Source organism: Synechococcus sp. Cruz CV12-2-Slac-r, from assembly GCF_024346075.1.
Lineage (GTDB): Bacteria > Cyanobacteriota > Cyanobacteriia > PCC-6307 > Cyanobiaceae > Synechococcus_D.
The window spans coordinates 1-11348 of the sequence record NZ_JAGQEK010000049.1 but is presented as its reverse complement, the minus strand read 5'-3'; the positions used below and the strand labels follow the sequence as shown (position 1 = coordinate 11348).

Below are 11348 nucleotides of genomic sequence, written 5' to 3'. Positions count from 1 at the left end.
GGGCTGCACTACCAAATCTCAAGGTGGTGGGCTGGCAAAGCCGTTATCAACCCAGCTTGGAGCTGCTGATTGGGCTGTTACCTAAAGAAGCGGATGTGCGGGAACTCAGGTTTGAAGCAAATGGCGATCTTTGGGTGGTGAGCAGCAAGCTGGGAGCTGTGCGCTTTGGCCCCCTCGATGAGAGGCTTGGCCGGAGAGTGCAGGTGCTCAGCCATCTATCCAAGGAGTTGAGGGGCGCACCGGGAGCTCTTGGGGCTAAGGCCTTGGATCTAAGCGACCCTGAGCATCCCGAACTGGTTATGGCGGCTCCTCTTAAACGTGATCCGAATTAGTAATAACCTGGATTTAACTGGGAAACCCACACAAAAACCAATAAAAGATGTGTTCCTTGCAACCAAGATGGGTTGATTTGAAACCCTGAAGCGGTACGCCTGGAATAATGAATAGGCCACCAACTAATAGCCGCTCAATGGAGAGCTCCATAGCTGGGCAAGGAATTGTGCCTAGTCAAAGCGCGCGGATTGAAGTGATCGGTGTTGGAGGCGGGGGCAGTAATGCCGTAAATCGCATGATAGCTTCTGATCTGCATGGGGTGGGCTTTTGGGTGCTCAATACCGATGCCCAAGCCCTGTTGAACGCATCAGCAAATCAAAGGGTGCAGCTCGGCATGAAGCTCACCCGCGGCCTTGGTGCAGGCGGCAATCCAGCGATCGGCCAGAAAGCGGCAGAGGAATCAAGGATCGAATTACAGCAAGCCCTTGAGGGCACCGACCTTGTTTTTATCACCGCTGGCATGGGTGGCGGCACCGGCACTGGCGCTGCACCGATTGTTGCGGAGGTAGCTAAGGAATCTGGAGCTCTCACCGTTGGCATCGTTACGAAACCCTTCACCTTTGAAGGCCGTAAGCGCATGCGTCAGGCGGAAGAAGGTATCGCTCGCCTAGCTGAGCACGTAGATACGTTGATCGTGATTCCAAACGATCGACTGCGGGATTCAATTTCGGGAGCTCCCTTGCAGGAAGCATTTCGTGCCGCAGACGAAGTGCTGCGCAGTGGCGTTAAAGGCATCAGCGACATCATCACAAAACCAGGCCTGGTGAATGTGGATTTTGCCGATGTGCGCTCAGTGATGGCCTGCGCCGGCACTGCATTGCTTGGAATTGGCATCGGTTCAGGTCGTTCACGGGCAACTGAGGCAGCGATGGCTGCGATGAGCAGCCCGTTACTGGAATCAGCTCGCATTGATGGAGCTAAGGGTGTTGTGATCAACATCAGTGGCGGCCGCGACATGACCTTGGAAGACATGACTACCGCTTCTGAAGTGATCTACGACGTGGTGGATCCGGAAGCAAACATCATTGTTGGCGCTGTTGTTGATGATCAGTTGGAAGGTGAAATCCATGTAACGGTGATTGCTACTGGATTTGAAGGTGGCGGTATCTACGTTCCCAAACGTTTAGCGCAAAACAGCTTGCTTGAAACTGGATCAAGCAATTCAAGCCGCAACGGAGATGAAGCCGATGGCAGTGGAGTTCGAATTCCTTCCTTTCTGCTCCAACGCCAAAATCGCGCTGAGAATTAGGTGACCCGGAGTCCACGCCTGCTTCGAGCATCCCGTGTGGCTGCTGCCTTCCGGATCTGACCAGATTTAGGCGTCGGAGCCGCATGGATCCGAATCGCTCTCATGTTAGCAATAGCAGGCACTGGCAGCCCCTCCGCCTTGAGCCTCACCCCTCCCCAACTGGGCAATCAACTGCTACGCCTGAAGCAGGAGCGTGTGCCCATAAGTGTGCTCACTGCATGGGATGCGATGAGTGCCCAATGGGCTGAAGCCGCGGGGGTTGATTTAGTGCTGGTGGGGGATTCTCTTGCCATGGTGGCTCTAGGCCATACCACCACCTTGCCCGTAACGCTTGAAGCGATGCTGCAGCACGCTGCAGCGGTAGATAGGGGCTTAACCCACACGCCCATGGTGTGTGATTTACCTTTTTTGAGTTATCAATGCGGCGCTGATCGGGCAATGGCGGCGGCTGGTCGGTTTATCAAAGAAACAAATTGTCTTGGCGTGAAGTTAGAGGGGGCGGAACCTGAAACGCTTGAAGTAATTAGCCGTTTGGTGCGTAGCGGCATACCGGTAATGGGGCATCTAGGGCTAACCCCCCAATCGGTAAGGCAACTCGGTTACCGCCGCCAAGCCACCGATCCAGTGGCCCAGGAACGGCTACTACGCAAAGCCCACGAACTTGAGCAAGCAGGCTGTTTTGCCCTTGTGCTGGAGCACATTCCAGACACTCTGGCGGGCCAATTGAGGCGCGAATTACAGCTGCCAGTAATTGGCATCGGTGCCGGCAACAACTGCGATGGGCAGGTGCGGGTAACCGCCGACTTACTCGGCCTTACAGCTGCTCAACCTCCATTTTCAAGCGCTTTGTTGCCGGGCAGGCAACTCTTCAGCGAAGCCCTCAAGGGGTGGGTTGCCTCGTTGCAACCAGGCGAATAAATCTCTCAACACAGCATTGCTGAGGTTGAAGCCTTGAGGCGCCAGCAGCCGTAAACGTTCACGCCCCAGCTCCACTAGGCCTTGGGCTAGCCACGGGGCCAGCACCTCCTTTAACGCCTCCGCCATTGCTGAATCGCCGCACCAGGCGCCACTTGCCTCGAGCCAGTTCAGATCCACCCCCTCTCGGCGCCTGAGCCCCACCAGCAGCAGATCTTCCAGAGGGGGCAACGATCCCAAATGAATACCTGCTGCCACCTGCTGGCCAGGCTGCTGCAGAAGCCACTGGCCATAGGAATCCCTAGTGCGCGGACGCGCCAGCCGTTCGGCACCGGCACCAGCGGTGGCCCCAAGGCCAAGGGCCCACCACGCCGCTCCACCCCAATACACCCGGTTATGCCGTGAACTGTGGCCTGGCAGGGCCCAATTGCTTATTTCGTAGTGGCCATAGCCCAAAGAAGCAAGGCGCCCATGGGTGTATTCCAAGCGTTCAGCGGCGCTATCTAGATCAGGCAGTTGCAAATCTCCCCTGCGTTCACGCCACTCAAAAACTGTGCCTGGTTCAATTATTAAGTCGTAGATCGAAAGGTGGGGGGGCCTTTCCCCTAGGGCATCGCTGAGTTCCTCTTGCCAGTTATGAGCCGATTGCTCGGGCAGATTCAAAATCAAATCAAGGCTCCAGCTGCATAAAAGACCTGCCAGTTCAGCCTCACGCAACCAAGCGCAGCATTGACGCAACTGGGCAGCGCTATGGCGGCGCCCCAGCCGCTTGAGCGCCTCATCGTTAAAGCTTTGCCCACCAAGGCTGCAGCGGTTTATACCCCGTTGCAATACCGCCTGAAGCCAAGCTTGATCAAAACTGGCGGGATCAATCTCCAGCGTTACTTCTGCATCTGCCGCTAAGCCCCATTTACTTTCCACCCGATCGAGCAGGCCACTGATTTGGGTTACGGAAAGCAATGAAGGGGTGCCACCTCCGATATAAACAGTGGAAAGGGGGGGGCCGAAAGGGGCAGCATCTAGATCGCAATAGAGCTGCTGGAGATAGTTGTTAACGGAGCCTGATGTGGCTCCAGAAGCGTGATCACCAAGGGGAACCACCGGGAAATCGCAATAAAAGCAACGGCGATGGCAAAAGGGGATATGCACATACAAACTGCGTGGCATGCGCCGATGGAGCGGAAGCGGCACACTCATGTGAATACAGTTGCCCTGGTGAATGCACTGATCCTGCTGCTGTTTTTGGTTTCCGGCGCTGCCGCTGGCTGGCTGGGGGTGGATTTGCTGCCAGACAGACTGCTGCTGCAGGTCACCAATATGGATGGGCTGCGCTTGGTATTGGGGTGCTTTGGCGCCCTTTTTGGTGTTGTGGCAGGGCTGTTATTTCAGCAATTGCGCCAAAAATTAATGACTCAGGTGCGCACTATGCCTACTGATTTATTAATCAGCAGGGCCGTGGGTTTAATTCTTGGTTTGTTGGTAGCAAATCTGCTGCTGGCTCCAATTTTGTTGTTGCCCCTGCCCTGGGAGGTGGGATTTGTAAAACCGCTGGCGGCAGTGCTGAGCAATGTGTTTTTCGGGGTAAGCGGCTACAACTTGGCCGAGGTGCACGGCAGAACCCTGCTGCGTTTATTTATACCGAGTAGCAATGAAGCCCTGCTGGTGGCTGATGGGGTGTTGCAACCAGCAAGCCCCAAAATCCTTGATACCAGCGTGATTATTGATGGCAGGGTGCAAGGTTTAGTTGATTGCGGCATTTTGGAAGGCCAGGTGATCGTGGCCCAATGCGTAATTGATGAATTGCAGCAACTTGCTGATTCCGGTAACGCCGAGAAAAGAGGTAAGGGTCGCCGCGGTTTGAAATTACTTACTGAAATGCGTAAGCAATATGGTCGGCGGCTTGTGGTGAATAACACCCGTTATGAGGGGTCTGGAGTAGATGAAAAATTATTGAAACTCACAGCAGATACAAACGGGTTGCTACTCACCACCGACTACAACTTGGCCCAGGTAGCTCAAGTGCAAAACATACGGCCCCTCAATCTCAGTGAATTGGTAATCAGGCTTAGGCCTGAGGTGCAACCCGGTGATTTGCTGCAACTAAAGATCGTGCGGGAGGGCAAGGAACCACAGCAAGGAGTGGGCTATTTGGAAGACGGCACGATGGTGGTGGTGGAAGGGGGCCGCAGCAGCATTGGCGAAAGGCGAGAGGTAGCGGTAACAGGGGCCTTGCAAACTCCTGCGGGGCGGATGGTGTTCGCCCGTGCCACCGACCCTCGCTAGGCTCGTTGCCTTCGCAGTTATTTGATGGTTTCGGCAGTATCAGCACCCTATTCAGAAGGGGGAAGCAGTTCATTCCGCACACCACCCCCAGATCTGCCCTCTCTTCTGCTGAAAGAACGCATCGTTTATTTGGGTTTACCCCTGTTTTCAGACGATGACGCAAAGCGTCAAATGGGTATCGACGTTACTGAATTAATAATTGCCCAATTGCTCTACCTTGAATTTGATAATCCTGATAAGCCGATTTTCTTTTATATCAATTCCACTGGCACCAGTTGGTATTCAGGAGACGCGATCGGCTTTGAAACCGAAGCTTTTGCAATCTGCGACACGATTAAATACGTGAAACCACCTGTGCACACAATTTGCATCGGCCAGGCCATGGGAACTGCCGCAATGATTCTTTCTGCAGGCACCAAGGGGCAACGGGCTTCATTACCTAATGCCTCAATCGTGCTGCATCAACCCCGCAGTGGCGCCAGGGGACAAGCCACCGATATTCAAATTAGGGCTAAAGAAGTGCTGCAAAACAAGCGCACAATGCTTGAGATGCTTTCTGCAAATACCGGCCGCAGCCCTGAACAACTAGCAGAAGATTCAGACCGCATGACCTACCTCACACCCCAGCAAGCACTCGAATATGGCCTGATTGATCGGGTCTTGAGCAGCCGTAAAGATCTTCCCAGCTAACGCTTCATCATCAAGCCGTCTAGAAACCACCAACCCACTGATTAATCACCATGCCTATCGGTACCCCCAGCGTTCCTTACCGCCTTCCCGGCAGCCAATACGAGCGCTGGGTTGATATTTACACCCGCCTCGGTGTGGAGCGAATTTTATTTCTTGGCCAAGAGGTAAACGATGGGGTTGCCAATGCCTTGGTAGCTCAAATGCTTTATCTAGATTCAGACGACAGCAGCAAACCGATCTATCTCTACATCAATTCTCCCGGTGGCTCAGTAACAGCAGGGCTTGCTATTTACGACACTATTCAATATGTGAAATCAGATGTGGTAACAATTTGCGTAGGGCTTGCGGCATCCATGGGGGCATTCCTATTAGCTGCAGGCACTAAGGGGAAACGGCTTGCCTTGCCCCATAGCCGAATCATGATTCACCAACCCCTAGGTGGCACTAGCCAAAGGCAAGCAAGCGACATTGAAATCGAAGCCCGTGAAATTCTGCGCCTCAAAGATCAGCTAAATCAACAATTAGCCGAAATGACAGGTCAAAACTTAGAAAAGCTGGAAAAAGACACCGACCGCGACTATTTCCTCAGTGCCGCAGAAGCGCTGGAATACGGCCTAATCGATCGGGTGATCAGCAACCCAAGCGAGGCCTAAGAGGGGCGTTTGGGTAGGCTCAGTTTTTATGCCGCCCGTTACTCCGAATGGCCACCCTCTACTACGACAACGACGCTGATCTTGATCTGCTCAACGCTAAAACGGTAGCCATCATCGGTTACGGCTCCCAAGGCCACGCCCACGCGCTGAACTTAAAAGACAGTGGCGTTGATGTGGTGGTGGGCCTTTATGAAGGCAGCCGCTCAGCCGAAAAAGCGAAAGCAGACGGTTTGGAAGTGTTGAGTGTGGCCGATGCCTGCGCCAAGGGCGATTGGATCATGGTGCTGCTGCCCGATGAATTCCAGAAGGCTGTTTACGACGCTGAAATAGCCCCCCATCTCAGTGCAGGCAAAATTCTGAGCTTTGCCCACGGCTTCAACATCCGTTTCGAGTTGATCAAACCGCCAACGGATGTGGATGTGGTGATGATCGCTCCAAAGGGGCCTGGCCACACCGTGCGCTGGGAATATCAAAACGGCATGGGCGTACCGGCTTTATTTGCCATCCATCAAGACGCCAGCGGTAATGCTCGCGAGCTGGCCATGGCCTATGCCAAGGGCATCGGCGGAACCCGCGCCGGCATTTTAGAAACCAACTTCAAAGAAGAAACTGAAACAGACCTCTTTGGCGAACAGGCCGTGCTTTGCGGCGGCCTTAGCGAATTGGTAAAAGCTGGATTCGAAACCCTGGTGGAGGCTGGTTATCAGCCCGAGCTGGCCTATTTCGAGTGCCTGCATGAGGTAAAGCTAATTGTTGATTTAATGGTGAAGGGCGGCCTCACCGCGATGCGAGATTCAATCTCCAATACAGCTGAATACGGCGACTATGTAAGTGGTCCGCGCTTGATCACAGCTGATACCAAAGCGGAAATGAAGCGGATTCTCAGCGATATTCAAGATGGCACCTTCGCGCGCAACTTCGTAGCCGAGTGCGATGCCGGCAAGCCAGAAATGAACAAAATTCGTCTGCGCGATAGCCAGCACCCAATTGAGCAGGTGGGCACAGGCCTGCGCTCAATGTTCAGTTGGCTGAAAACGGCCTGATCTGGCCACTGCTACTGGTGGTTCTTGCCAGTGGCCTCGATCGGCTGCTGGGGGATCCGAAACGCTGCTACCACCCGGTAATGGCAATGGGTGCGGCAATTGCCTTATTGCGTATTTGGGCAGAAGCCTGGGCTGGAGAAAACACCTGGAGGCTGCGCTTAGCGGGCTTTGCGATCACCGCTCTGCTGGTGGGGGGCAGCCTTGCCGCTGGTTGGGGGATCGAGCGCCTAGCGATATGGCAGCCAGCTACAAGCCCCTTATTAATTATTGGAATGGCCAGCGCTCTTGCGGGGCGCAGCCTGGCCGTAGCAACGGGAGATGTATTGGCAGCTTTGGGGCAGCAACCGGAGAATCTTCCCCTTGCCCGCAAACAATTGAGCTGGCTTGTTGGTCGCGATACAGCAGGGCTTGATAGCAGCGAAATCCTGCGGGCAACAGCTGAAACCGCCAGTGAAAATGCAGTGGACGGCTTATTTGCGCCACTATTTTGGCTGCTGTTGGGGGCCGTTCTGTGGTGCGCTGGGTTCATGGGCGCTCCGGGGCCATTGGCCTTGGCCTGGGGATTTAAAGCAAGCAGCACTTTGGATTCAATGCTGGGCTATCGCACAGGAAAATTGCGGTGGCTTGGCACTGCAGGGGCACGGCTTGATGATTTATTGGTTTGGCTGCCCTGCCGCCTTGTGGCCCTAAGCCTTGGGCAGCTGCGCGCTGCACTTAGAGATGGCAAACCTGATCCATCCCCAAACGCTGGGGTATCCCAAGCTGCTTACGCCCATAGGCTTGGAATAAAAATGGGAGGCGCTAATCATTACGAAGGGGTTGAAATTATTAAGCCACTACTTAATAAAAATGGCAGAGAAGTTCAAGCCGCTGATATAGTTGGAATCCTGCGCCTAAATAGAATTATTGCGCTGCAATGGCTAGTTATTGTTATTACTTTTATTATTGTTGCTATTTTAGTAAGCGCCTTTGTCGGAGGGAAATAGCACAACTCCCACTGTTCGCAGAATGATCAGAAAATCAAGTAGTAGAGTGTGGCGACGCACATAATGCAAATCGAGCTGCACCCTGCGCCTGTAGGTGAGATTATTACGACCTGAAACCTGCCATAGGCCAGTGAGGCCAGGGCGCACAGAAAGCACTTCATTCATTGCAGAACCATATCTACGAATTTCATCTTGTACTATTGGCCTAGGGCCAACAACACTCATTTCACCAAGCAAAATATTTAATAATTGAGGCAATTCATCTAAACTAGTTGTTCTTAAAAATGAACCAATTGGCGTAATGCGAGGATCATTTTTTAACTTGTGATCGCGAGCAAATTCCTGCCTAAGCATTTCCGAACTATCAAGAAGAGCCTGCAAACGTTTATCCGCATCAACCTGCATTGTGCGAAATTTAATACAACCAAAACGGTGGTATCGCCTGCCAATGCGCTCCTGCGTATAAAAGACAGGCCCCCTGGATGTGAGCTTTACCAATAGAGAAATTGCAAGTAATAGGGGTAAACCAATACTGAGTAATGTGAAGGCAAATAAAATATCTCCAGTGCGCTTAAGTCCAGCACCAGGACGCAATGGGTATCTTCTTAAAACAGCTAGAGAAGTATTACTGAGCTCTAGAACATTTGATGGCTTATGGGAACTAAAAGATTTGGGCGAACGCGCGAGCATTAGCACCGAATGAATTTCACTAACCGTACAAATCAACGCAACCGCCACCAGTGCAATTGGGTCAGCTAAACCACAGGCACAGCAGCGAAAGGATCGTGATTGTGGCTATCCCACAGTTTTTGCAGCAATAACTGCAAACGAGTTCTAAATACCTGGGGTGCAAAGGTTTCGGCATGGCAACGCAAGCGCTCAGCTGGCAATAATCGCCAGAGTTGGCCATCTTCAAAAGCAGCTAAAGCAGCTTGCAATGAAGCCAGTTCCTGATCTGGAAACAATAAACCTGTTGCAGTGGCAGCATTTTGCTTGATACAGAGCACCGAATCTCTTAAGCCACCTCGACCCAAACCAATAACCGGTGCACCAGCTGCCATCGCCTCAACTGGAGCGATGCCGAAATCCTCAACACCTGCAAATACATAGGCGCGGCAGCGGGCCATCAGCTGTTCCACCTCTGCCGCAGGGCAATAACCAAGGAAACGCGTATTGGTTTTGGCCATGGCCTCTAAGCGCTTCCGCTCTGGGCCATCTCCCACCACCACCAGCGGCAGGTTGAGGGCAGCACAGGCGCGCACCACAAGATCTACCCGCTTATATGGCACCAACCTGCAAACACACAGATAGAAAGCTTCCCGCTGCTGTTGCCAATCAAACCTTTCCACGGCAACAGGGGGGGGAAGAACCGTTGCAGAACGCCCCCAATAACGGGAAATCCGTTGAGCACTGAAACGGGAATTAGCAATTAAATGATTCGGCCGCATAGCGCTGAGCACATCCCACATACGCAATTGATGCAGTTGCCAGCGCACCCAAGGCCCAAGGGGCCCCTGCGCCAACTGGGAAGCCTGAAGATAGGCATGCATCTGATCCCAGGCATAACGAACGGGGGTATGCACGTAACTAACGTGCAGCTGCTCTGGGCTGGTGAGCACTCCCTTTGCAACAAGATGGCTGCTGCTCATCACCAAAGGAAAGCCCTCAAGGTTGAGTTGCTCTATTGCCAGAGGTAGTAGTGGCAAATATTGCTGCACATGGCTCTTACCAAAAGGCAACCGCTGGATGAATGAAGTGCGTATTGAACGCCCCGCGAGCCAACTACTGGAGCAAGAGGATTCGGCATCCACCAGGCTGAAAAGTTGGGGTTGCAAAAGTGCATCCAGCTGCTGCACCACCAATTCAGCACCGCCCGCTGAGCGGGGGCTGAACCATTCGTGCACCAATGCCGTGGGAAAAGGGAAAATGCTCATCGCCGTGGAGAGTAGGCGCACTCCACAACAAAAGCTCAAGCTAAGTTGCGGCTGAGCTTTTTTAGGGGCAGGCTAAGGGCTAGTTGAATTAACAACTTGCCCCTGCGCTCCCTGCTGGAAGAGGCCCTAACGGAACCTGCTATTTGGGTTACGGAGCGGTTCCAGTGGCATGCAACCTCAGTGGGTATCGCAGCTCTTTGGACAGATAAACAGATTCCAGCTCAGCCCCCCTTTGAGCAAGCATTGCAGGAGGGCTTAGCGGTAGGTATTGATTTGAGTCGGGAGGAAAGAGAATTTCATCAGTTGAGCCAAGGGCTTGTATTACTGTTTCATAGCTAAACTACTTAAATGGATCAGTCACTCCTGCTACCTGTACTCGGGGGCACCGTATTGGTGCTAATCGTTATCGCGGGAACCGTATTTGTGTTCCTGAAACCAAGCGATACTAAAACTCCACCACCAAAATCCTGATTTTAAAACTGTGAATTATTTGCAAGCGTTGTTCAAGACCTGCTTAACAGGTATTTTCGCAGGAATTATGTTGCAGCCCATAGCTGTTCGTGCACAGTTATGCAGCTTCATAAGCCCCATTGGCGGCAGCGGGAATACAACAGTTGTTAAAAGAGTTGGGGCGCCAAAATTATCGCCAATTGGAATTGCTCTAGGTCGTACAAATTGGAATACAGATTTCGCTGTGAATCAAGCTTTCAGCAACTACAAACTATTTTTTACAGCACAATCTACCGAAAAAGCAAGATACCCAGTGCAGGCATTTCTAAAATTTAGCGATGGAACAAACCTACAAGTAGTTAATGAATTGATCACTCCGCCTATGGGAAGTGGAGCGATGTTTGGTCCATTTAATGCGGTGCAAGGCAAAACAGTTAGCCAAATAAATTTCAAAATCGGTGCTAGCGCAGATCCTGGAAGCACTGGATTTAGCTATAGGATTTCAGTGCAGGGCTGCAACTAATAAGATCAACACTCTTGTTTTTAGCAAATTGCTTAGCGCAGGCTTCTAAGTAAATCCTACTTATTGAAGCTACAAGTTCTTTCATTTTAAAATGATCATATACATCTTTACGAATTAGCAATGCATCACCATCATTAATAGCTAGATCAAATTGAATTTGGGTGGTTTTTATTTTTCCTTCTAGAAAAACATCACTTACTGGTGTGGTATAAATTAGTGTTTTATTATCCAAACAAGCCGCCTCCCATTGATGCCAAGAATATTTATGCAAAAGCCGAGAACTGCTCCA

The 11348-nt window shown here is 52.1% G+C and carries 13 protein-coding genes, 1 other RNA gene and 1 pseudogene; 10 read left to right on the top strand and 5 right to left on the bottom strand.

Annotated elements, in window-relative coordinates; genetic code table 11:
- Together KB557_RS05710 and ftsZ are read left to right on the top strand one after the other, a co-directional pair.
- Positions 1 to 332 (top strand): annotated as a pseudogene (locus KB557_RS05710) (cell division protein FtsQ); the annotation flags it as partial.
- Between the two features lie 107 nt (positions 333 to 439).
- The gene (gene ftsZ, locus KB557_RS05705) at positions 440 to 1582 is read left to right on the top strand and encodes a cell division protein FtsZ (RefSeq protein ID WP_399218728.1); all 1143 of its coding nucleotides are present in this window, start codon (positions 440 to 442) and stop codon (positions 1580 to 1582) included.
- Here ftsZ and ffs read toward each other — a convergent pair.
- Positions 1582 to 1678, bottom strand: an RNA gene (gene ffs, locus KB557_RS05700) — signal recognition particle sRNA small type. The genes ftsZ and ffs overlap by 1 nt on opposite strands.
- Positions 1679 to 1684: 6 nt before the next feature.
- Between ffs and panB the strand changes: the two genes are divergently transcribed.
- A complete protein-coding gene (gene panB, locus KB557_RS05695; RefSeq protein WP_255132157.1) occupies positions 1685 to 2500 on the top strand; it encodes a 3-methyl-2-oxobutanoate hydroxymethyltransferase in 816 nt (271 codons plus the stop codon).
- Here panB and hemW read toward each other — a convergent pair.
- On the bottom strand, positions 2420 to 3664 hold the full coding sequence (hemW, locus tag KB557_RS05690) for a radical SAM family heme chaperone HemW (protein WP_255132155.1): 1245 nt from the start codon (positions 3662 to 3664) through the stop codon (positions 2420 to 2422). The genes panB and hemW overlap by 81 nt on opposite strands.
- Before the next feature lie 45 nt (positions 3665 to 3709).
- On the opposite strand from hemW, the gene KB557_RS05685 reads away from it, so the two are divergent.
- Genes KB557_RS05685 through cbiB form a run of 5 tightly spaced genes read left to right on the top strand, consistent with a single transcriptional unit; the run spans position 3710 to position 8152 of the window.
- Positions 3710 to 4780, top strand: coding sequence for a PIN/TRAM domain-containing protein (locus tag KB557_RS05685; protein WP_255132162.1), 1071 nt, complete (start codon positions 3710 to 3712; stop codon positions 4778 to 4780).
- Positions 4781 to 4804: 24 nt separating this feature from the next.
- A complete protein-coding gene (locus tag KB557_RS05680; protein ID WP_255132153.1) occupies positions 4805 to 5470 on the top strand; it encodes an ATP-dependent Clp protease proteolytic subunit in 666 nt (221 codons plus the stop codon).
- A 50-nt stretch (positions 5471 to 5520) separates the two neighbouring features.
- Entirely contained in the window at positions 5521 to 6123 is a 603-nt protein-coding gene (locus KB557_RS05675) for an ATP-dependent Clp protease proteolytic subunit (protein WP_255132151.1), read from the top strand.
- A gap of 47 nt (positions 6124 to 6170) precedes the next feature.
- Positions 6171 to 7166: a ketol-acid reductoisomerase gene (ilvC, locus tag KB557_RS05670; protein ID WP_255132148.1), complete on the top strand. Its 996-nt coding sequence runs from the start codon at positions 6171 to 6173 to the stop codon at positions 7164 to 7166.
- A complete protein-coding gene (cbiB, locus tag KB557_RS05665; protein ID WP_255132146.1) occupies positions 7148 to 8152 on the top strand; it encodes an adenosylcobinamide-phosphate synthase CbiB in 1005 nt (334 codons plus the stop codon). The genes ilvC and cbiB overlap by 19 nt, the downstream gene beginning before the upstream one ends.
- Here the strand turns inward: cbiB and KB557_RS05660 are convergent.
- A complete protein-coding gene (locus KB557_RS05660) occupies positions 8123 to 8842 on the bottom strand; it encodes a sugar transferase (protein ID WP_255132144.1) in 720 nt (239 codons plus the stop codon). The two genes, cbiB and KB557_RS05660, sit on opposite strands and share 30 nt — an antisense overlap.
- A 65-nt stretch (positions 8843 to 8907) precedes the next feature.
- Positions 8908 to 10086: a glycosyltransferase gene (locus KB557_RS05655; RefSeq protein WP_255132142.1), complete on the bottom strand. Its 1179-nt coding sequence runs from the start codon at positions 10084 to 10086 to the stop codon at positions 8908 to 8910.
- A 96-nt stretch (positions 10087 to 10182) separates the two neighbouring features.
- On the opposite strand from KB557_RS05655, the gene KB557_RS05650 reads away from it, so the two are divergent.
- Entirely contained in the window at positions 10183 to 10425 is a 243-nt protein-coding gene (locus tag KB557_RS05650; protein ID WP_255132140.1) for a hypothetical protein, read from the top strand.
- A 199-nt stretch (positions 10426 to 10624) separates the two neighbouring features.
- A complete protein-coding gene (locus KB557_RS05645) occupies positions 10625 to 11059 on the top strand; it encodes a hypothetical protein (RefSeq protein WP_255132138.1) in 435 nt (144 codons plus the stop codon).
- Here KB557_RS05645 and KB557_RS05640 read toward each other — a convergent pair.
- Positions 11025 to 11348: hypothetical protein (locus tag KB557_RS05640; protein WP_255132135.1), on the bottom strand; the 324-nt coding region annotated here is incomplete at its 5' end. The genes KB557_RS05645 and KB557_RS05640 overlap by 35 nt on opposite strands.